This is a genomic window from Leptolyngbya sp. BC1307 (assembly GCF_002286735.1).
Lineage (GTDB): Bacteria > Cyanobacteriota > Cyanobacteriia > Phormidesmidales > Phormidesmidaceae > Phormidesmis.
Genome location: NZ_NRTA01000012.1, coordinates 59,517 through 79,896 on the forward strand (window position 1 = coordinate 59,517; position 20,380 = coordinate 79,896).

Consider the following 20,380-nt stretch of genomic DNA (forward strand, 5'->3'; position numbering starts at 1 on the left):
GGTCTATGCTGAACGGTGGTAGCTATGTAGTGACTCCTTATGGCCTGGCAACGCCCCGACAACCGACAGCCCGATCAGCTGCGACCCGTTAAGTTTGAACGACAGTTTACCCAGTATGCAGCGGGGTCTGTGCTGGCTCACTGTGGCAATACGCGGGTGTTGTGTACTGCTTCTGTAGAGGAGGGGGTGCCGCGCTTTCTCAAAGGTTCTGGCCAGGGCTGGTTGACGGCTGAATACCGGATGCTGCCGGGGGCGACGCAGACGCGCAAGTCGCGTGAATTTATGAAGCTGTCGGGGCGCACTCAAGAAATTCAGCGGCTGATTGGGCGCAGCCTGCGGGCGGCGCTAGATTTGTCGGCGCTCGGTGAACGGACTATCACCATTGATGCCGATGTGCTGCAAGCGGATGGGGGTACACGTACGACGGCGATTACCGGGGCTTATGTGGCGCTCGAAGATGCGATCGCCCATCTCCTCAAATCCAACGCGATCGCCGCTTCCCCCCTCCGCCACCAGATCGCCGCCATTTCTGTGGGCCTGCTAGAGGGCAAACCGTTTTTAGACCTCAACTATCCTGAAGACTTTGCCGCCGACATTGACTTTAACGTGGTACTCAACGAAAAGCTGGAATTCATTGAAGTGCAGGGTACCGCCGAGGCCGGTAGCTTTACCCGCGCTCAGCTCAATGCCATGCTCGACTACGCCGAAAAGGGTATTGGCGAACTGATGCAGCTACAAAAAGCGACCTTAGCGGGTGCATAAACCCAAAAGCTCATTGGTTCAAATCCGCTCAGAAAAATTGGTATCACCCGCTATAAGTGTTAAATTCTCTCCATAATTAATACCGGCCTTTATACGGTTCCACCATGGCGAAGGATCTACGAGATTTTCTCAAAACAGTTAGGGCGCGCGGGCAGCTCATTACCGTCCAGGCGCAGGTAGATCCCGATCTGGAAATCGCCGAGATTGCTAACCGCCTCTTGCAGGCCGGGGGGCCAGCAGTCCTGTTTGAAAATGTCAAAGGATCGCCCTATCCGGTTGTCGTCAATCTGCTAGGAACCGTCGAGCGGGTGTGCTGGGCGATGGGTATGGAGCACCCAGAAGAGCTAGAGGTGCTAGGTAAAAAACTGGGCATGTTGCAGCAGCCTAAGCCACCGAAAAAAATCTCTCAGGCGATTGACCTGGGCAAGGTGCTGTTTGACGTGGTGAAAGCTAAGCCCTCCCGCGACTGGATGCCGGTCTGCCAGCAGGTAGTCACGCTAGACGACAAAGTAGACCTGACCAAGATTCCGATGATCCGCCCCTACCCTAAAGACGGCGGAAAGGTGGTGACGCTGGGTCTGGTGATTACTAAAGACTGTGAGACCGGTGTGCCCAATGTGGGGGTCTATCGCTTGCAGTTACAGTCTGCCAATACGATGACGGTGCAGTGGCTCTCGGTGCGGGGCGGGGCCAGACATCTGCGCAAGGCGGCAGAGCAGGGAAAAAATCTGGAAGTGGCGATCGCCATCGGCGTAGACCCATTAATCATTCTAGCGGCGGCTACCCCCATCCCAGTAGATCTTTCAGAGTGGCTATTTGCGGGTCTGTACAGCGGCAAAGGCATTTCGCTAGCCAAGTGCAAAACGGTCGATCTAGAAGTCCCTTCGATGTCGGAGTTTGTGCTAGAGGGCACCATCACCCCGGGTGAGACCGCAGCCGATGGCCCCTTTGGCGATCACATGGGCTACTACGGCGGGGTGAATGACGCGGCGCCGCTGATTCGCTTTCACTGTATGACCCATCGTAAAGCGCCGATATACCTCACTACCTTCAGCGGTCGCCCGCCCAAAGAAGAAGCGATGATGGCGATCGCCCTCAACCGCATCTATACGCCGATACTTCGTCAGCAAGTGACAGAAATTGTCGATTTTTTCTTGCCGATGGAAGCCCTCAGCTACAAAGCGGCCATTATCTCCATTGACAAGTCCTATCCGGGACAGGCCCGCCGTGCGGCGATGGCGTTTTGGACGGCGCTACCCCAGTTCACCTACACCAAATTTGTGATCGTCGTGGACAAAGATATCAACATTCGCGATCCGCGCCAGGTAGTGTGGGCAGTAACTTCTAAGGTAGACCCAATCCGTGACGTGTTTATCTTGCCCGACAGTCCGTTTGACTCTTTAGACTTTGCTAATGAACGGCTAGGGTTAGGCAGCCGCATGGGCATTGACGCCACTACCAAAGTATCGCCAGAAACCGACCATGAATGGGGAGAGCAGCTGGAATCTGACCCAGAGATGGCAGCACTGGTCTCGCAGCGCTGGCAGGAGTACGGCCTCGGTGATATTCAGCTCGGCGAAGCCGACGCCAATGTATTTGGCTACGATATGCATTAATTTTTTAGCTAGGTATAGACCCAGCCCCTATAGTCTATGTTCTGCGACATACGACAAGCTGAGTGGGGTAGTGGAGTATTAGATCAGGCGCAGCCAACCGGATATGCCATAGCATTGGCGTTGTCGCTATTTTTCTATCCCTGTCTATTAGCCTTATGGATGACAAGCTAGTCTTTTACATTGCCTTTGGAATGGCGGTGCTCGGCCTGACCTGGTTGCCGAATCTTCGTGGGGCTCGCTTTATTAATGTGCCGCTGATTTACTTTCTGCTAGCCCTACTTCTGTTCAGCCAGGCTTTGGGCCTACCCGAACTCGACCCGGTCGATAATGAAACTCACACTATTGTCGTCGAGTACCTGACCGAAATTATTGTCATTATCTCCCTCGCTGGAGCCGGATTAGCAATTGACCGGACGTTTCGGCTGCGCGGTTGGGAGTCAACCTGGCGGCTGCTCGGTATAGCGATGCCCCTCTCAATCAGCGCGGCGGCGCTATTAGGTCACTGGCTGTTTGGCTTGCCGCTGGCAGATGCGATTTTACTAGGGGCTTGTCTGGCACCCACCGATCCGGTGATGGCTAGCAGTGTACAGGTGGGGCCCCCCAATGAAGGTGGCGAAGACCCGGTACGCTTTGGCCTGACAACTGAAGCGGGGCTCAATGACGGGCTGGCCTTTCCGTTTGTTTACCTGGCCTTAGGCGTTGTTGACCACAAAGGTCAACTAGGCCCCTGGCTGTTTGAGTGGGCTGCCTATGACCTGGGCTATAGAGTAGTGATGGGCGTCATCGTTGGGATCGGCGTCGGCTGGCTGATAGGCCACTATGCGTTTCGTGTTTCCGATGAAGCGGTGCGCGAAGAATCCCGCGAAGGGCTGTTCGTCACAGCCGCTATCTTTTTGTCTTATGGGCTGGCCGAAGCACTGCACGGCTATGGCTTCTTGGCGGTGTTTGCAGCAGCGGTGGCCAGTCGGCAATACTTTTCAAAAAACCATGAGTATCACCGCAAACCCTATCAGTTTGCCACTCAGCTAGAGCGCATTTTTGCGGGGCTGCTGCTGCTGGCATTGGGTGGCTTTGTCGCAACCGCTGATCTGGGGTTGCTCACCTGGAAAAACTTTGCTTTTGCGGCGCTGTTTATGCTAGTAGCTAGACCAGTGGCGGGGTTGGTTTCGCTGGCCGGGCTGAAGATGAGAGGACTAGAGCGTGTGGCAATCTCCTTTTTAGGCATTCGTGGCTTTGGCTCGTTTTACTACTTGGCCTATGCTCAAAACAATGGATCTTTTCCTAATATGGATCTGCTCTGGAGCATTGTCACGCTAACGGTGCTGGCGTCGCTGCTGATTCACGGCAACAGCGCTAATCTGGCGCTGACATGGATAGACAATCGGTACTATCACGGTCGAAAACGGTTGTCTAGTTCGCCCAAAAAAACTCGCCGTCAGTGACTTCAAGCCAGCTAGCCATCAAATCAGACGGCTCTGTACCAGGGTTTGGTTTTGCTCTAGAGATAGCTGCAACTCTGAAAGCTGGCTCAGGTAGGTCTTGATGCCTTCGGCCTGCTTTTGGGCGGCGACTTTACGATGCAGGGCAGCGCGGGCGAGATCTTCTCGGCCTTTGGCTAGGGCGCGCTGGGCTACCCGGTGCCAGGCCAGGGTGTCGTCGGTGGCCGCTTCGTATTGGGGCAATAGGGTGCGAGTGGCGATCGCTACATTACTCAGTGCCTCCTGAAACAGGAGCATAGTCTGCTCAGGCGGCTCACCTTGAGCGGCGCGATTGACCAGGTCGCTGACTTGAGGCTGCTTAATCTGACTGGGGTCGAGGCCAAAGTTGCTGAGCTGAATGCACTCGCTGCGGCCCGTCTTGCACCAGTTGGCAAAATGCTCGCAGTTATTAAAAAATAAGTCGTACTGGCGCTCACCCAGACGGCTTTCGGCCCGTCCAATGACCACCTCGGGGATAAAGGCAGTCGCTGGCTGCGCTTTGACATAAACCCGGCTGCCTCGGGCAAATCTGTCTCGGGGCGTGCGGGCAACGGTGGCCTCGCCGACTTTGCTGTAGTGAATAACGCCCTCACTGCCGCAGTCAATCCCGTGGTGCTCGTAAGGAATGCCGATAATCTCACGGATTGCGTAGATCTGGTCGCCCCTGGCCATAAGTCTTTAAAGCGCGCTGATTTTTTGGGTCAGCTCAAAATTTAGCACGCTGAGGGGGGTAGGGGGCGCGGGGGTGCTTTTTGTGAGATCTTATTTGGCTGTCTGCTGTTGCTTTGCTATCAGGGCATGGATGGATGACATGCCTTTGGTTTGGGTGATGACGTTGATTTGAATATTGGGGCCTGAGCGCGCTAGTCGAATCACCAGACCATCGTGTACGGGCCTGTGCTCAATTCGCTGACCGGCCAGGTAGGTGCCATTGGTGCCGATATTGTGAATTTCCCAGCCGTCTTCACCCTGCCGCAGCTCTGCGTGATGGCGGGAGACGACGGCGCTGTAGAGAACAACATCATTACTGACGGAGCGGCCAATGCGGACGACAGGCTCTTCTTCAAAAGACCAGCTCTGCACGGGCGTTTTATCGACGGGGTGCAGCAGAGACAGCGTGATGACGTTATTTAAAGCGGACACAGCGCAACACCAAGCGAAAAGGACATATATTCAGACATAGCCGCCAGGGGAGGGCACCTTCCGGTTAGCCAGCGGCCTCAAAGACAAAGCTGACTTTGTCGCCTTTGCCAAGGGCAATGCGATCGCCCGGACGCAGCCGATGACGGTTGCCCGCCGGTAGGGGTAACCCATTGATGTAAGTGCCATTGGAGCTGCCAACATCTTCGACGTAGTAGACATCGCCTTCGACGCGAAGGTTGGCATGCACCCGTGAAACAATCTCTGAGTCGGGAAACCCGGAGACATCAATATCGGGCGGCGTTTGATCGTTAGGTTTCCCAATTCGGATAAGAGATAGCTGTCGGGGGAGTTCGATTGGGGTGTCGGTTTGTACCTGTCGGAGGCGGGCGGTGAGGGTTTGGAGCTGGGTGGCGTTGGCGGGGGGCTGGGGAGAGGGGGGACTGGGGAGAGGGGGGGAGTTCTCTGGGGATGTGCTCTCTGGGCTGGCCTCGGCAGGTTCTGGTGGCGCGGCGCTGCTGATAGGTTCGGGGGTGACGAGCGGATCGGGCTCTATAAGATCGGGTAGCTCAAAGTCTGGATCGCTGCCTGAGCTTTCGCTAGTGCTGGGTTCCCCTGTGCTGCTTTCACTATCGGGATCGATAAAGTTTTGAGTTTTGATGGTTGAGTCGGGCGCTGAGACCTCGGCACTTGGGCTGGTAGCTGTCTCCCTGAGGTCAGCGCCGCATTGTCCGCAAAAGCTGGCATTGGCTTGAATGGCGGCTCCGCAGCTAGGGCAGGCTACTGTGGCGGGGAGGGGGGTGTAGCAGGCTTCGCATTGGAGGGCTCCGTCGGGGTTTTGGTGGTTGCAGTTGGGGCAGGTGATCATGGGGAGGAGGGGAAAGGGGAAAAGGGGAAGGGGAAAGGGGGAAAGGGTGGCTAAGTCTAGAGATCGTTGGGGTTGAAGGGTTTGGGGAGACCTTGGCCAGCAGCGGCGTCGAGTAGCCAGTGTTCACCGTTGGCAGGTTCGATCAGTTTGCTGGGGTAGTCGTGACCGTCGGCTGCGGTGGAGAAGACGTGAGCGATCGCATCTTGCTTGTTTTCGCCCGCCACTAAGAAGACGACTTTGCGGCCCTGATTGATCAAGGGCACGGTGAAGGTGATGCGGGGTTCGCCTTCGTGGTTGCCGACGGTGACTAAGCGATCGCGCACGTCTAAGGCTTCGGTATGCGGAAACAGGGAGGCCGTATGACCGTCGTCGCCCATGCCCTGTAACACAAAGTCTAAGGCGGGAAATTCGCCGGGCTGAGTTTGAAAGAATGTTTTTAGGGTTTCTTCATACTTAGCGGCGTCGGCTGCTGGGTCGTCAGCGCTGGTGGGGACGGGAAAGACGTTTTCGGTCGGGATCGGCACTTGATTGAGCCAGGCTTCTCTGGTCATACGGGCGTTGCTTTTGGGATCGTCTTGGGGAACGTAGCGCTCATCTCCCCAAAAAACGTAAATTTTTTCCCAAGGCAGATCTGCTTTAGCTAGCAATTCGTAGAGCGGTCGGGGTGTGCTGCCGCCAGAGAGGGCCAGGGTGGCGCGATCGCGCTGGGCGATCGCTGTTTCTATCGCGGCAACGGTCACCTGATAGGCCCGATCAATCAGGGCGGCCTTGTTGGGCAATACTTCAACGATCGTGTCAGTCAGAGAAGGCATGGCGGTCTCCTGTGGGTATTTATTGATGGGGCTTAATCTGGCTTTCAGCAGTCTCTAATCATCTTGAGCTAACCTGCAGCTCAAGATTAGCGCGGTGCCTGTGGTCTACTGCCTACCCTTTGGTAGGGCTAAAATCATCTATGGCACGCAATGTACAACTTCCTAGCCTATGTTCTCCGTTGTTTTGCCTTGTTTTAACGAATCTCGCTACGGTTATTTGCCCAAAATTTTAGAGAACCTCTGCCAGCAGGCGGGCGATAAGCAGATCATTGCGGTGGTTAGCCCTAGCTCAGATGACACCCTGACGATTGTTAGACAGTTTCCGGTAGACGTGATTGAGATAGCGGCGAGCAACCGGGCGCAGCGGCTGACTGCCGGGATTGAGGCCAGTAGGGGCGATATTGTTTTACTACACCATCCGGCGACGCTGCTGCCTGAGGGTGACGCTTTGATTCAGGCGGAAGCAGCACTGACAGCGGCTGGGGCCGTGTGGGGCGGGTTTACCCATAGCTTTGATCTTGACCACTGGCTGCTGCGGTTTACCTCGTGGTATTCGACGACGCAGCGATCGCAGCGACAGCGCATTCTCTATTTAGATCACTGCATTTTTGCGCGGCGGCAGGTGTTGATGAGCCTTGGCGGGGTGCCCGATATGGATATTTTTGAAGATACGGCGCTGAGCCTGGCGTTGGGCAAGTGGGGTAAGCCGGCGATCGCGTCGGGTAAGGTTGTCACTTCAGCGCGGCGGTTTCAGAGCCGGGGCATTTACCGGCAGGCGCTGACTAATCAGCTACTCAAGGTGATGTACCATGCCAAACTGGACCCCAAGCGGCTCAACTGGCTCTATGAGGGTAAAAGTCAGATCAATGTCAGCTATCCTGTGAACCATTCAGAGGCTACTGAGCACCGCGATGCTGCTTACACCGAATCACCTGAAGTTGAGCAGCACTAGCGCTGAAAATAGCTAATCTTGAGGCCTGATTGAGGTTCGCTATTTCATCAACTTTGATTTATTCTGTTGAGACTGTAATGACTGTGACCACCTTCAAGCGCAAAATGGTGTGATTGCACCTCTAGCTAAATTTTTATGACCTCTCCACCTCCTACGACTATCCCGTCGCCGCTGGCCGCGATTTCTCTCAAGCTAGTGGGAGCGATCACCATCTTGGCTGCCCTGATCGATTTTATTACGCTGCTGTTTCCGCCTGAGTTTGGCGATCGCGCCTGGCAGCTCGCGACCACAACTCAGCTCGTTGATCGGGGCATTGTGCCGCTGGTGGGAATCGCTCTCCTGTTTACTGGCTACTGGATCGATAGCAGTCTGGGCAATGCCCCCCGGCGAGTGAGCCTAGCGACCGATCCCCGGTTTTGGGTCTGTCTGCTGGCCTGCTTGCTTGGGCTGGTTTTTCTCTTGACGGCGGTGCTCCACCCCAACAATGTGCGCTTGCAGAGCCGTGATGCGATCGCTCAGGTAGAGGCCGAAGCGCAGCAAGCCTCTTCTGAGCTAGAAGGCCGCCTGAATGCCGATATCTCTCAGCGTCGGGCTCAGATCGATGCGCTGTTACAAGATGAGGACCAGCTGCAGGCAGCGATCGCCAGCGACAATCTAGACGAGGCGCAGCGAGCCCAAATTGAGCAGTTCCGCGACGATCCTGAAGCGCTGAACGAATTTCTCAATTCTCAAGTCGGTGAAGCCCAGACTCAGTTGCAAACCCGCATCGGTGAGCAAAAGCAAGATGCGACCAAGCGGCTCCGATCAGAAGCGCTAAAGGCAACGATCCGGGTTACCCTCAGTAGCTTACTGCTGGCAGTTGGCTACACGTTTATCGGTTGGGCCGGACTGCGCCGTCTGCTGTCTATCGTTAGCTAGGCTGACATAGCCCGCGTCAGTGTCGCCAATCAACTCAGAGCGGTCATCATCGCCTGCTGAGCGACCGCCTGGTACAGCGTTTTGAGATGCGTCATGACGATCTGAGCTTCGGTAGCGGCTAGCGGCAGGTCGCCAATGACTTCGAGCACGGTTTGCTCGGCAGGCGTGATGACGACCAGAGATGAGTCCAGCGGTACATCATATTGCCAAAAGTCGGCTACTTGTACAGTGGAAGCAGTGCGAGGGCGCGGCTGGACTGGGCTATCGTTTGCATCGGTAGGTGCAGCGGTGACCTCTCCGGCCTGGGCCATTGCCTGCTGTCGCTGCTGACGAAGCGCATCCAGAATTTGTTCTTTGGTCCGGCCCCGCAGCTGAAAGAGCACGAAAGGATCTTCGCGAAAGAAATCGCCGAGTTGATAGTAGACAGCCGCGATATGCTTACAGGGATTTTTGGGATCGGGGCAGCTGCATTTGGAATTGACATCGGCTAGCGTGAAGGGAAACAGGCTCAGGCCGTTGCTGGTAAAGACAGCTTCGATATCGTCGGGCATGACCCCGGCCAATAGCTGAGCGGAGTAAAGCGCCTTTTTGCCTAGTGTGTCAATCACAAAGCCCCAGTCTTCGTCAGCAAAGCGCTCGATCCAAATGGAGAGCTGATAAGGCTCGGTAGCCGTGCCCTGGACGCTAGCGTGAACTTTGGAATTCTTGAATTCGAGGCTGAGAATGTTGCCTTGTCGGGCATAGTTGCGGCCTCGCTCCAGGCGCTTTTTAAAGCGGTAGGAATTGAGCAGGTCTACCCATTGCTGTACCCACCAGGCGTCTTCGGTGGCGGCGGGCGGTTGGGTGGTGGTGTAGGTCATGGGGAGATCAGTAGCTGAGATTGGTATTTTAACGGATCGGCGGTAGCGCTGTGAGCGGAAGATATTGGCTCCCTGCCCGGTCGGGCGTAGTCTCTCCAGCTAGACCATGACGACTGCGCCGCCGTTTCCGGGAATGAATCCCTACCTTGAGAGCCCATATCGCTGGCCAGAAATTCACCACACGCTCATTTCTGAACTGGCCAGAACGCTCAACCTGCAAATAGTTCCTAAATATCGGGCAGCGATTGAGATACGGGTCTACATTGATACGTCACTGGTCGGCATTCCAGATGTTTATGTGCAAGAGCGGCCAAAGCAACCTGTGCGATCATCCGCAGTGGCTATTTCTACAAAACCCGAAAGGGTGATGCTGCCGACACCCTGTGAAGTGACAGAAGGTTACTTGGAAATCAGAGAGCCTGCCACAAAGCGAGTGGTCACTGTAATCGAGGTGCTCTCACCCGCCAATAAGCGAAAGGGAGAGGGCCGTAAGCAGTATCTCAAGAAAAGAGAGGCTGTTCTCAGCAGCGCCACTCACTTTGTAGAGATAGATCTGCTTCGACGGGGCGAGCCGATGCCGCTTGCTAGTGGGCAGCAGGCAACCTACCAGATTTTAGTCAGCCGCGCAGACGAGCGTCCTAGCGCAGAGCGTTACGCCTTTGACTTGCGCGATCGCCTGCCAAAGTTTTTGCTGCCGCTAGATACAGAAGATCCAGAACCTGCTGTAGATATTAAGGCGCTGCTCGATCAGGTTTGCCAGAATACGGCTATCGATATCGATATTGACTATACAGTTCAGTCACAGTCGCCCTTGTCCGACGACGACTTTGCCTGGTTACAAGCGCTGTGCCGCCATGACTAGCGGTGGCGATCGCACTATTCACAGTCAACTATTCACAGTCAATTTTTCTCTGTCGGCATCTGACTCATCTTCTGCAAGTCTAGGACTTCATTTAGCGTCGTTTCATCCATCAGCTCATGCTCTAAAACGAGCTGACGAAGGGGCTTGCCAGTTTCGAGCGATTCTTTGGCGATCGCTGCCGCGCTCAGATAGCCAATATGCGTATTCAAAGCCGTTACTAGCGCCAGGCTGCCCTCTGCGTAATTCATACAGCGTTCAGGAAAGGCCGTGATTCCCTGCAGACAGTTCGTGTCGAGTGCTTCCACTGTGTTGCCTAAGATCTCGATGCTGTGGATCAAGTCATAGGCGATCAGCGGCATCATCACGTTGAGTTCGAGCTGTCCGGCTTGGGCGGCAAGGGCGATCGCACTGTCATAGCCCATCACCTGAAAGCACACCATTGAGGTCATTTCGGCCATTACCGGATTGTATTTCCCCGGCATAATTGACGAACCGGGCTGTACAGGCGGTAGCTGAATTTCCTTCAGACCAGTTTTAGGGCCAGAGTCGAGCAGACGCAGATCGTGAGAGATTTTGATCAAATCTTGCGCCAGGTTTCGCAGGGCGCTGCTGACCGCTACAAAAGGAGCCATACTCTGCATTGCGGCCATTAAGTGCGGCGCAGTCGTCATCGGCTGCTGGAGAAAATCGCTGAGCAGCTCGGCCACGCGACAGCGATAGCGCGGATGCGTGTTGAGCCCGGTGCCCGTAGCGCTACCGCCCAATCCTAAGACGGCGAGTTCTTCAGCGGCAGTCTTAATCCGGCGATTGTGCCCGGTGAGAATATGCTCCCAGGCACGGAAGCCTTCACCCAAGCGCACAGGAACCGCATCTTGCATGTGAGTGCGACCTGAGCGGACAACGTCTTGAAACTCGGTAGCTTTGGTCTGCAGGGTGGCGATTATCCCTTCTAAAGCCGGATACAGCGAATGCTCCAGCGCTAAAATGCCGCCGACTCGAATCGCCGTGGGAATGACATCGTTGGTCGATTGGCCATAGTTTACATGGTCATTGGGGCTGACCCGGCTGTAGTTGCCTTTGGCATCGCCGAGAATTTCTAGCGCGCGGTTGGCCAACACTTCATTGACATTCATATGGTGAGAGGTGCCCGCCCCGGCCTGGTACACATCGACGACGAACTGATCGCGCAGGCTGCCGTTTAAGATTTCATCAGTCGCCTGGACGATGGCCTTGCTGATGTCAGCGGGGATGCAGTCGAGTTCGCCATTGGCGATCGCTGCTGCCTTTTTAATCAGCAGGCAGGCATCGACGTAGGTTGGCAAAGGTCGCAGTCCACTAATCGGAAAATTTTGAACGGCTCTCAGCGTTTGAATGCCGTAATAGGCCCGTTCGGGAATCTCTAGCTCCCCCATCGAGTCTTTTTCAATGCGAACTGTTGCAGTCATCGCCAATAGCCTTAGCATAGATGTAAAGATTTTAAGGCCCTATTGCCATAAAAACATCTGAAAAGTGAGAAGCGCAGGGCTGCTGGCCGATCTCTGGCTTATCCAATACGTTTGAAACGACTGCAACTATGGCTAGAATGCCGACCCTCAAGTTTGATCGCGGTACCTTAGTGCTGCACCCACCGCCGAGGGGCAAAGCCTGGGTTGACTACGCGGTTTGGGATGATCGCATTGAGCGCTTTCGGGTGCCTGCTGACCAATATCGCCCGCTGGTAGAGGCGCTGCGAGCTGAGGGCGTGCGTTTTGAAGACAAGGTGCAGACGTTTGAGCCGATAGATTTGCGCTCTGAGCTGATCCTGACGCCCTATGCCCATCAGCAAGAGGCTTTGCAGGCTTGGAAGGAAAATGCCCGGAAAGGGGTCGTGGTGCTGCCGACCGCAGCGGGTAAGACCTATCTGGCGCAGATGGCGATGCAGGCGACGCCGAGGCGAACGCTGATCACGGTGCCGACGCTGGATTTGATGCATCAGTGGTATGCCAATTTGGAAGCGGCGTTTCCGGGGGTAGAGGTAGGGCTATTGGGGGGCGGATCGCGCGATCGCTCGCCCATTCTCGTCGCCACTTACGACAGTGCCGCCATCTACGCCGAGTCTTTAGGCAATCAGTATGCCTTGCTAATCTGCGATGAGTGTCACCATTTGCCCAGCGACTTTCACCGCAGCATTGCCGAATACTCCATTGCGCCCTATCGTCTGGGGCTAACGGCCACACCAGAACGATCTGACGGTCGGCATGAAGACTTAGAAAAGCTGTTGGGCGCTGTGGTTTATCGTCGCACGGCTGAGGAACTGTCAGGAACGGCCTTAGCTCCCTATCAGATTGTGCAGATCAAAGTGCAGCTGAGTGAGGAGGAGCGCGATCGCTATGCCAAGCTTCAGCAGCAGCGCAATGATTTCTTGCAAAAGTCCAACATTTGGCTGAGTAGCCCGGAAGGTTGGCAGCGCTTTGTGCAGGCCAGTGCCCAGTCGCCTGCCGGTCGTCGGGCAATGCTGGCTCACCGCGAGTCTAAAAATATTGCCCTGGGGACAGCTGGTAAGCTCACGCTGCTAGAGGAGCTTTTGAACAAGCACTATCCTGAACGCACGCTAATTTTTACCAACGATAACGCCACCGTCTACAAAATCTCTCAAGACTTTCTCATCCCAGCTATTACTCACCAAACGCCCGTTAAGGAACGTCACACCATTCTGCAAAAGTTCCGCAGCGGCGACTACAGCGTGATTGTAGTGTCTCATGTGCTGAATGAAGGGGTAGACGTACCCGATGCGCGAGTGGCAATTTTGCTCTCAGGCAGCGGCTCTCCCAGAGAGTATATTCAGCGGTTGGGCCGGGTGCTGCGTAAAGGCAGCGATGGCAAAATGGCGCTGCTCTATGAAGTCGTTGCTGAGGAAACCAGTGAAGAGGGCGTCTCTCGTCGCAGGAGGCAACAGCCCGCACCGCCAAAGCCCAACACCGGGCAACTGTCTCTTATTCCCGATTCACCTATTCCTCCAAAAACACCGTATAAAGTTGTTGAGTTTCCAGACACTCATCGCCGTGCAGCGGAAGATCCAGCCAAATGGACAGAAAGCGATCGCTAATGTAGTGAGCTAAGTGGCCAAAACCATAGCGTCTATTGGCCGACTAACTCCTTAAACCAATCGTCGCTCCAGATATCTTCAAAGATTTCGTCGGCGAGGGCTTCTTGCTTATAGCTGGGTTCTAGTCGGACGGCCTGCTGAAGGTTTTCCAAGGCCATATCGTTTTCGCGCTGGAGGGCGTAGCAAAGCGCGCGGTTGTAGTAGGCTTTGGCGTAGTTGGGGTTGGCGGCGATCGCTTTATCAAAGCTCTTCAGCGCATCTCTATCTCTCCCTAGCTTCATCAGCACATAGCCCCGGTTATCCCAGGCTTTGGCTAGCTGAGGGTTAAAGCGGGTGGCTTTGTCAAAAGAGGCGACAGCTTCTTCGTAGCGCTCTAGTTCGGTCAGGGCCAGACCGCGATTTAGCCAGGCGACGGCGTCGTTTGCTTGGAGGGTAACTGCCTGATCAAATGACTCGAAGGCTTCTTTATGCGCTTGCAAGATGCCAAAGGCAACGCCCCGATTTACCCAGGCTTCGTGATATTCGGGGTTGATATCGAGCGCGCGATCAAAGGCGGCGATCGCCTCTTCTCGCTGACGCAGACGGCTGAGCACCATGCCCTGATTGAGCCAGGCTTTGGCGTCGGTCGGCTCTTGCTCAATCACGGTATTAAACGCACTGAGGGCCTCTTCATAGCGGCGCTGTTCTCGTAGCAGCAGGCCGCTTTGATACCAGGCTTCGCTGTTGCTAGGGTCGAGCCGGGTGACTTCGTTCAGAGCGGCTAAGGCGTCTTCTTTACGGCCTAGCTCGCTCAGGCAGCGACTGCGGCTAAACCACAGATCCGGATTGCCAGGCTGCACTTCTAAGGCGCGGTCGTAGGCGGCGAGGGCAGCTTCATACTGTTTGTTTCCTAGCTTTTGGTCACCGTCGGCGATGAATTCGTCTGCCGTCAAAAACAGCTCAGGGCGATTGTCTTTGAGCCGGTTAACCTGCTCGGAGAGATCGGCAAGCTGAGTTTGGGAGGTGCTCATAAAGGAATCGGCGACGTACTCGGGGGTGACTTTCCCGAGCTGTTGCATAATCTGTTGCTTTTCGGCTTCGGCTTCGGCGTTGAGCGCTGAGAGCTTGGCCTGAATTTCTTCTTTGGTTTGAGTGACAGCGGCGATCGCCTGCTCTTGGCGCTGGTTCATGCTGCCCTGCAAAGCTTCTAAGGTCTGAGCAAATTTTTCTTCGATTTGCCCGAGCCGGGTTTGCGCAGCCTGCTGCCGCTCAGCGGCGGCCTGAGCGAGTTCGCCGATTTGTTCACCCAGGCGGGCGTCAAAGCTGTTGAGCTTTTCGATGATCACATCGCGTCTGCCAAAGACGGTGTTGCGCACGCTGCCGAGTTCGCCGGTAAAGCTGCTTTCAATTTCTTTGAGCGATCGCAATAGCTGCTGCCGTTCGCTACCAATCCCGGTTTGCAGCTCGTTTAGCTCGCGGGTAAAGTCTCCCTGAAGCTGTTGGACAATATCCAGCGCCTGATTACGCTGTTCGCCGAGATCTGTCTGCAAGCCGGTGAGCTGGTCGGAAAACGTGCGCGCTGTTTCTGTTAGCTCAGTGTAGAGATGGGTTTTGCGAGTGTCCAGATCGTTGCCTAAGTTGGCGAGCTGGGCGCGAAAGCCTTCGGCAGTGGCTTGCAACTGCATCACTGTATGGCTGCGCTCTTCGCTGACGCCTGACTGCAGATCGGAGATTTGCGACTTAAAGTCATTCGCCACCCGATCCATATCGCCTAAGATAGTGCCTTTACGGCCTTCGACATCGGCCTTGAGCGTGGCAAACTGGGTTAAAAAGCCATCGGCAGACTGGCGAAAGCTCTGCATCATATTGGCTTTGCGGCTTTCTACCTCATTGCGAATGGCGTTGAACTGCTGCTGCAATTCTTCGGTAGAGCGCTGAATGTTTTGCAGCGCCAGATCGCGGTGGCCCAGGGCGCTGGCCTGAATCTCCGAGAGTTCTTTGACGACTTCTTCTTTGGAGAATTGGAGGTCGGCGATCGCCGCATCACGCTGCTGCTCGATCTTCGCCTTGGCAGCGGCTTCTGCCTCACTGAGCTGCGGGCCAAACTCATTGCTCAGCTTCACCAGCCCAGAAATCACCCGCTCTTTTTCTGCAATAGTCTCTGCCTGCAGACTACCGAGTTGGTCAGAGAGCACCGATTCTTTTCGCTCAATTTCATCAAAGAAAGCCGTTTTGCGACGCTGAGTCTCTTCTTTAATCACGCCTACATGACGAGAAAATTCGGCTTCGGAAGTGGTAAAGCGCTGCAATATACGCTGACTTTCTACCGCGCTCTCAGTCCGCATTTCTTCTAAACGCTGTTTGGCCTGAGCCTGCATCTCTACCGTCATTTTGGCAAAGTCAGCAGCGGTCATCTCTAGTCTGTGCTGAATGCCTTCTAGCTGCTGCTCCCAGTTTTTAGTCGTTTGCCCTTTAAATTCGTCTAGTTCTTCGATTAGCTTGTATAGCACTTCGCGCTGGGCGACGACTTCACGCTGAAAGCCGCTGGAGCGCCCTTGCAGTTCACCCGAGAGATCGTCTGCGTCGGCCAAAATCCGGTTGAGGCTACGGGTCGCATTGTGTACTTTGTTCTCTAGCTCAGTCATTTCATTGAGCTGAGTGCGAACGACTGTAGCGACTTCGTTGACCACCGAGCGCCGCAAAAACCACAGCATGACAATGCCAATACCGAGCAAGAGCACCAGCGCCCCTAGCATCACGGCAAACAGCGTGGTCGCACGGTCAAGCGTCTCTTCAGCCTGCCGCTGCTGTAAGGCGCTCGCTGGAATGGGACCTGCTGACTCTACGGCTGGTTCCACTGTCTGAGAATCGACCGTCTGAGAATCGACCGTCTGAGCCTCGTCTGTCTGGGCCAGTGCCAGGCTGGTAGCCCTAAAGCTAAAGCTCTCTGCACTGGTGCCTACGCTGGTTAACGCGCCTGCTAGCCCGCCCACAAGCAAACTGCTGATGACCATCACCAATCGCCAATTTTTCTGATTCCCCTGCATGGGCGACCCCTTACTGTGCGCTGACTGTGGCTGACGTTCGCAGTTTGCACTAGCATTCTACCTGAATGGTCAGGTTAGCAGATATTTTGCCTCGCTTCCCTGACCTCTCCGCTCCCTTACACCCCTTCCTGCGGCTATATTGAGTTAATCAAAGAGACAAGCCTTTACATAGTTACCCCTCCCCTCCTCAGCTGCCAATGGCCGATTCGATTGCCCAGCACTACCATCAGCGCACCAAGTACGATCCGGAGACCATTGCAGCTAAAGGTCAGGGTGGGCTGAACTGGGCGCAGCAGCCCCTGCCGTACAAAGACTATAAGCTGGGCCACAGCATAGACCTGAAGCCTTATCTAGAGAAAGAACCGCCCGCCGCCGATGATGATTGGCGCTGGTGGCAGCGACTCTCTCGGCTGTTAATTGACAGCTATGGGCTGACGGCCAAGGTGATGACCTATTCTGGGGAGCCGATGTATTTGCGGTCTGCGCCGTCGGCGGGGGGGCTGTATCCGGCTGAGATTTATCTGGTGTCGCGGGGAACCGCTTTGCTGCCAGCAGGGCTGTACAACTATCAGGTGCGGACGCATTCGCTGTGGCGCTATTGGGATGACCATCCCTGGGCAGACCTGCAGGCGGCTTGCTTTTGGCATCCGGCACTAGAAACGACGCAGCTGGCGCTGGTGGTGAGTGCCGTTTTTCAGCGTTCGGCCTGGCGCTATCAGGACAGGGCCTACCGGCGAGTGTTTCTCGATACGGGTCATCTGCTGGGTAATTTGGAGGTGGCGAGCACTCTCTGTGACTATCGGCTCCACTTAATCGGCGGGTTTGCTGACGAGCAGGTCAATCAGCTTCTGTATTTAGACGGGGCTGAGGAAAGCGCGATCGCCCTACTCGCCTTAGCCGATCTCTTCCAGGTCAATCAAAATCTATCGCCTGCCCGTAGCGCTTTGCCAAGCCCGATTCATACCGATATTGTGCCGGTTGACGATGGCGAGCTGCTGGGCTATCTGCATTTGCATACGGCGATCGCTGCCGACGCTGGTTTTGGTCAGCTAGAGCAAAAGAGTAATGATTCTCACTTGCCGACGCCGATGCTACCGGCTGATTCAGCCCCGTCCCAATCGCTAGCTCAAGCCAATGCTCGCAGCGCCGATAAGTACAATTTTCCGTTTGGTATTACTGTCTCAACAAAGACTCAGCCGATTCTGTGGGGCGATGGCAACGCCTCTCCACCGGAGAATCGCCTCCAGGCGCTAGAAGATACCCTGCTGGCCCGCCGCTCGACCCGTCGCTATACAGCGGCCCCTTTAGGCCGCGCTGATCTATTTGCCCTGCTCGATTTTGCCTACCATCCGGCGCACTACCGTCTGCAAGAGTTTGACCAGGCTCCTGACTATTTCGACCTGAGCCTGATTGAGACCTTTGTTGCCATTTCAAACGTGGAGACATTGGAGCCCGGCTGCTATTACTACGCGCCGCAGGCCGAAGAGCTGAGACAGATTCGTTTTAACCAGTTTCGCAAAGACCTGCATTATCTCTGCCTGGGGCAGAATCTGGGTCGCGACGCGGGCGCGGTGATTTTCCATACGGCTGATCTGGCGGCGGCGGTGGCTAAGTATGGTGACCGGGCCTATCGCTACCTGCATATGGACGCGGGGCATTTGGGTCAGCGCCTGAACCTGGCGGCGACTCGCCGTCAGATCGGGGTTAGCGGCATCGCGGGCTTTTTTGACGATCAGGTAAATGAGCTGCTGAGCATTCCGGCTGAAGAAGCGGTGCTCTACATTACGACGGTTGGCCAGAAGGCTGATCGCTAATGCCGCCGGGCTCGCGTACGCTGCGGGCGATCGCCGAAATATCTTCGTCACCATAGCCTCTGGCAATCAGGCCGTTTTCTATCTGTTCTACATAGGCGGCCATCGGCAGCGGCAACCCGAGATCGCGGGCGGTGTCTAGCGCTATCTTCAAATCTTTTTGATGCAGCCGTACCCGAAATCCGAGCGGATAGTTATTGGCAATCATGTTGCCAGAGCGGTTGGTCAGCCCCCAGGAGCCCGCTGCGCCACTGCCAACGGCCTGTACAACCTTCTCCATATCCAACCCCGCCTTTAGCCCCAGGCTCATGCCCTCAGCGACCGACCAGTAGGTACCCGCTACGATGATTTGATTGATGGCTTTGGTGGTTTGCCCTGCGCCAATGGGCCCGACGTGGGTGACTGTGCGGCCCATTGCTGTGAGTACTGGCATTGCTCGCTCTACGTCCGCCGCCTCGCCGCCCACCATAATTGAGAGGGTGCCCTGCTGTGCGCCTTCTGAGCCACCAGAGACGGGCGCGTCGATCATGCGCATCTCCTTTTTGGCCAGCGCCTGAGCGATGCGCCGGGTGACTTCGGGGCTGATGGTAGACATGTCGATTACCAGGGTGCCGGGGCGATCGCTGTGAATCACGCCAGACTCTCCCAAAATCACCGCCTCTACATCCGGGCTGTCGCTCACACAGGTAATCACAATCTCGGCAGCTGCAGCAGCTTGCTTGGGCGACTCAGCGGCGGTAGCTCCAGCGGCGATGAGCGATTGTTCTTTTTCTCTGGTTCGGTTGTGCACAGTGACCGAATGACCTGCCCGTAAGAGATTGCGAACCATCGGGTCGCCCATAGTGCCCAGTCCGATAAATGCGATGTCCATAGAAGTAATGGCCAATACCAACAGTATCAATAGTAAGCATGAAAAAGTCCCTAGCTTTGTTAGGGACTTTCTCTAGATCGGCGCTAAACCGTTATTAACAGTCAGTGACTGCGCGGTCGTTCAAGTGTGATAATTTAAGCGATCGCTTACTCAGCCGCACAAGGATCAGCAGGCTCTTCCATTGCGCCTTCTTCTCCCATGGCAGGATCTTCCATTGCAGGATCTTCCATTGCGCCTTCCTCAGGGGCAATTTCTCCAGTTGCATCAGGTTCTGTTGTCTCGGGGCCACAGCTCGCTAGGGTGCCAACGCTGAGAACTGAAACGGCAGCTAGAGCAGCTAAATACTTAACTTTCATTGAATTATTCCTGGTGGGGGGTGGTTAAGGCTGAAAGCGATATCAGCTTAGGTGAACGGCAAAAGTGCCGCCCTGATCGACAACTTAGACTTTGCAATTGTGCATTGTCAAGCGGGGGAAAAAGTGAGAATTGGCTGAGACTAGTAGAGAGTCAGGGTAAGGGCGATTTATTACTTTTCGGTCATTTTTCGGTCATTGTTTTGTCATTTTTGGCTGTTTATCTCCGGTCGTTATCGCGTTGTTATCAACATGTTATCAACAGCGGCTCGTCTGCGTGATTCGCTCTAATGAAATCAGTTGTCATTATTTCAGCATCCCTTAAACTCTAAAACCTCCGAGGCGGCTTCCGGGTTTTCTTCTGCTTGTGCTGACGGCGCTTGCGTCCGATTTGGCTGCCTATGGTATCACTGACTGAGTGACTGACGGCCCCTAGCTCTAGGCCGATCAATATCGCTAGCCATTCTGTGAGGTAGTGGTTGATTAAAAAGCGAAACGTCACGCTGAGATTTTGCCAGGTGAGCCGAGCATCCCACAAAACGTTGAGAACTTCGGCGATCGCAATGGTGAATAGGGCTATCCATACCGCCAGATAGACTACCCGTAGCGCGGTGCCCACAATCGGTCCGTGAGAGAGTCGGGAGCGGTGTCTGAGCGTCTTTTGATAGGGTAGCCAAATCCAGCGCAGCAGCCCCCACCGTTTGTACTGGATAGATCGAATGTCTAAATCAGGGCCGAGCATAAACCCGCCGACTAAAAAAGACAGCGCCGTGATGATGGTGAGCGGTAGGCTGTTGGTCGCCAAAAAGGCGAATCCAGCAATTAGCGGGAGGCACCATAGCGTTATTTTGTCGTGGGTTCGACCGGATGGCATAGGGCACAAGAGATGCAACACCCTATAGAGTAATACGGATGAATTAGTTAAGAGAAAAAATGTCGGATTTTGCTGATCGGTGCGTTTCTTAT

General features: G+C 55.1%; 18 protein-coding genes. 8 read left to right on the forward strand and 10 right to left on the reverse strand.

What is annotated here, in order from left to right; translation table 11 throughout:
• The first annotated feature begins 39 nt into the window (after nt 1-39).
• From rph to CKL79_RS09260, 3 genes are all read left to right on the forward strand, one after another.
• Entirely contained in the window at nt 40-762 is a 723-nt protein-coding gene (gene rph, locus CKL79_RS09250; RefSeq protein ID WP_121969298.1) for a ribonuclease PH, read from the forward strand.
• A gap of 104 nt (nt 763-866) precedes the next feature.
• A complete protein-coding gene (locus CKL79_RS09255; protein WP_121969299.1) occupies nt 867-2,378 on the forward strand; it encodes a UbiD family decarboxylase in 1,512 nt (503 codons plus the stop codon).
• 155 nt (nt 2,379-2,533) lie between these two features.
• Nucleotides 2,534-3,820 (forward strand): cation:proton antiporter, encoded by a 1,287-nt coding sequence (locus CKL79_RS09260; RefSeq protein WP_121969300.1) that lies wholly within the window; start codon nt 2,534-2,536, stop codon nt 3,818-3,820.
• Between the two features lie 18 nt (nt 3,821-3,838).
• On the opposite strand, the gene CKL79_RS09265 is transcribed toward CKL79_RS09260, so the two are convergent.
• From CKL79_RS09265 to pgl, 4 genes are all read right to left on the reverse strand, one after another.
• Nucleotides 3,839-4,528, reverse strand: coding sequence for a lecithin retinol acyltransferase family protein (locus CKL79_RS09265; protein WP_121969301.1), 690 nt, complete (start codon nt 4,526-4,528; stop codon nt 3,839-3,841).
• A gap of 90 nt (nt 4,529-4,618) precedes the next feature.
• Nucleotides 4,619-4,999 (reverse strand): FHA domain-containing protein, encoded by a 381-nt coding sequence (locus CKL79_RS09270; RefSeq protein WP_121969302.1) that lies wholly within the window; start codon nt 4,997-4,999, stop codon nt 4,619-4,621.
• 64 nt (nt 5,000-5,063) lie between these two features.
• A complete protein-coding gene (locus CKL79_RS09275) occupies nt 5,064-5,864 on the reverse strand; it encodes an FHA domain-containing protein (protein ID WP_121969303.1) in 801 nt (266 codons plus the stop codon).
• A 56-nt stretch (nt 5,865-5,920) separates the two neighbouring features.
• Complete coding sequence (gene pgl / locus CKL79_RS09280; RefSeq protein ID WP_121969304.1) at nt 5,921-6,676, reverse strand: 6-phosphogluconolactonase; 756 nt, start codon at nt 6,674-6,676, stop codon at nt 5,921-5,923.
• Nucleotides 6,677-6,845: 169 nt separating this feature from the next.
• Here pgl and CKL79_RS09285 point away from each other — a divergent pair, with 169 nt between their 5' ends.
• The gene (locus CKL79_RS09285; RefSeq protein WP_121969305.1) at nt 6,846-7,628 is read left to right on the forward strand and encodes a glycosyltransferase; all 783 of its coding nucleotides are present in this window, start codon (nt 6,846-6,848) and stop codon (nt 7,626-7,628) included.
• A gap of 135 nt (nt 7,629-7,763) precedes the next feature.
• Nucleotides 7,764-8,546, forward strand: coding sequence for an HpsJ family protein (locus tag CKL79_RS09290; RefSeq protein ID WP_121969306.1), 783 nt, complete (start codon nt 7,764-7,766; stop codon nt 8,544-8,546).
• Nucleotides 8,547-8,575: 29 nt separating this feature from the next.
• On the opposite strand, the gene CKL79_RS09295 is transcribed toward CKL79_RS09290, so the two are convergent.
• On the reverse strand, nt 8,576-9,406 hold the full coding sequence (locus CKL79_RS09295) for an SWIM zinc finger family protein (protein WP_121969307.1): 831 nt from the start codon (nt 9,404-9,406) through the stop codon (nt 8,576-8,578).
• 106 nt (nt 9,407-9,512) lie between these two features.
• On the opposite strand from CKL79_RS09295, the gene CKL79_RS09300 reads away from it, so the two are divergent.
• Nucleotides 9,513-10,268, forward strand: coding sequence for a DUF4058 family protein (locus tag CKL79_RS09300; RefSeq protein ID WP_121969308.1), 756 nt, complete (start codon nt 9,513-9,515; stop codon nt 10,266-10,268).
• A gap of 38 nt (nt 10,269-10,306) precedes the next feature.
• On the opposite strand, the gene CKL79_RS09305 is transcribed toward CKL79_RS09300, so the two are convergent.
• Nucleotides 10,307-11,713: an aspartate ammonia-lyase gene (locus tag CKL79_RS09305; RefSeq protein ID WP_121969309.1), complete on the reverse strand. Its 1,407-nt coding sequence runs from the start codon at nt 11,711-11,713 to the stop codon at nt 10,307-10,309.
• 128 nt (nt 11,714-11,841) lie between these two features.
• On the opposite strand from CKL79_RS09305, the gene CKL79_RS09310 reads away from it, so the two are divergent.
• A complete protein-coding gene (locus CKL79_RS09310) occupies nt 11,842-13,353 on the forward strand; it encodes a DEAD/DEAH box helicase family protein (RefSeq protein WP_121969310.1) in 1,512 nt (503 codons plus the stop codon).
• 32 nt (nt 13,354-13,385) lie between these two features.
• Here the strand turns inward: CKL79_RS09310 and CKL79_RS09315 are convergent, their stop codons facing one another.
• Nucleotides 13,386-16,379, reverse strand: coding sequence for a tetratricopeptide repeat protein (locus tag CKL79_RS09315; RefSeq protein WP_121969311.1), 2,994 nt, complete (start codon nt 16,377-16,379; stop codon nt 13,386-13,388).
• Between the two features lie 197 nt (nt 16,380-16,576).
• On the opposite strand from CKL79_RS09315, the gene CKL79_RS09320 reads away from it, so the two are divergent.
• Nucleotides 16,577-18,193 carry a SagB/ThcOx family dehydrogenase gene (locus CKL79_RS09320; RefSeq protein WP_170944017.1) on the forward strand — a complete coding sequence of 539 codons (1,617 nt, stop codon included), beginning with the start codon at nt 16,577-16,579 and terminating at the stop codon, nt 18,191-18,193.
• Here the strand turns inward: CKL79_RS09320 and CKL79_RS09325 are convergent.
• The 3 genes from CKL79_RS09325 to CKL79_RS09335 all read right to left on the reverse strand — a co-directional run bounded on the left by CKL79_RS09325 (nt 18,162) and on the right by CKL79_RS09335 (nt 20,288).
• Entirely contained in the window at nt 18,162-19,061 is a 900-nt protein-coding gene (locus CKL79_RS09325) for an NAD(P)-dependent oxidoreductase (protein WP_121969313.1), read from the reverse strand. The genes CKL79_RS09320 and CKL79_RS09325 overlap by 32 nt on opposite strands.
• Nucleotides 19,062-19,207: 146 nt before the next feature.
• A complete protein-coding gene (locus CKL79_RS09330; RefSeq protein WP_121969314.1) occupies nt 19,208-19,417 on the reverse strand; it encodes a hypothetical protein in 210 nt (69 codons plus the stop codon).
• Between the two features lie 325 nt (nt 19,418-19,742).
• Nucleotides 19,743-20,288 (reverse strand): metal-binding protein, encoded by a 546-nt coding sequence (locus CKL79_RS09335; protein WP_121969315.1) that lies wholly within the window; start codon nt 20,286-20,288, stop codon nt 19,743-19,745.
• Nucleotides 20,289-20,380: the final 92 nt, after the last annotated feature.

Bases quoted from the DNA above. Each gene is read 5' to 3' on its own strand.
- CKL79_RS09295 (WP_121969307.1), bottom strand. From the start codon at position 9,406: ATGACCTACACCACCACCCAACCGCCCGCCGCCACCGAAGACGCCTGG.
- rph (WP_121969298.1), top strand. From the start codon at position 40: ATGGCCTGGCAACGCCCCGACAACCGACAGCCCGATCAGCTGCGACCC.
- CKL79_RS09320 (WP_170944017.1), top strand. From the start codon at position 16,577: ATGGCCGATTCGATTGCCCAGCACTACCATCAGCGCACCAAGTACGAT.
- CKL79_RS09275 (WP_121969303.1), bottom strand. From the start codon at position 5,864: ATGATCACCTGCCCCAACTGCAACCACCAAAACCCCGACGGAGCCCTC.
- CKL79_RS09285 (WP_121969305.1), top strand. From the start codon at position 6,846: ATGTTCTCCGTTGTTTTGCCTTGTTTTAACGAATCTCGCTACGGTTAT.
- CKL79_RS09315 (WP_121969311.1), bottom strand. From the start codon at position 16,379: ATGCAGGGGAATCAGAAAAATTGGCGATTGGTGATGGTCATCAGCAGT.
- CKL79_RS09255 (WP_121969299.1), top strand. From the start codon at position 867: ATGGCGAAGGATCTACGAGATTTTCTCAAAACAGTTAGGGCGCGCGGG.
- CKL79_RS09290 (WP_121969306.1), top strand. From the start codon at position 7,764: ATGACCTCTCCACCTCCTACGACTATCCCGTCGCCGCTGGCCGCGATT.
- CKL79_RS09335 (WP_121969315.1), bottom strand. From the start codon at position 20,288: ATGCCATCCGGTCGAACCCACGACAAAATAACGCTATGGTGCCTCCCG.
- CKL79_RS09260 (WP_121969300.1), top strand. From the start codon at position 2,534: ATGGATGACAAGCTAGTCTTTTACATTGCCTTTGGAATGGCGGTGCTC.
- CKL79_RS09300 (WP_121969308.1), top strand. From the start codon at position 9,513: ATGACGACTGCGCCGCCGTTTCCGGGAATGAATCCCTACCTTGAGAGC.
- CKL79_RS09305 (WP_121969309.1), bottom strand. From the start codon at position 11,713: ATGACTGCAACAGTTCGCATTGAAAAAGACTCGATGGGGGAGCTAGAG.
- CKL79_RS09310 (WP_121969310.1), top strand. From the start codon at position 11,842: ATGGCTAGAATGCCGACCCTCAAGTTTGATCGCGGTACCTTAGTGCTG.
- CKL79_RS09330 (WP_121969314.1), bottom strand. From the start codon at position 19,417: ATGAAAGTTAAGTATTTAGCTGCTCTAGCTGCCGTTTCAGTTCTCAGC.
- CKL79_RS09325 (WP_121969313.1), bottom strand. From the start codon at position 19,061: ATGGACATCGCATTTATCGGACTGGGCACTATGGGCGACCCGATGGTT.
- CKL79_RS09265 (WP_121969301.1), bottom strand. From the start codon at position 4,528: ATGGCCAGGGGCGACCAGATCTACGCAATCCGTGAGATTATCGGCATT.
- pgl (WP_121969304.1), bottom strand. From the start codon at position 6,676: ATGCCTTCTCTGACTGACACGATCGTTGAAGTATTGCCCAACAAGGCC.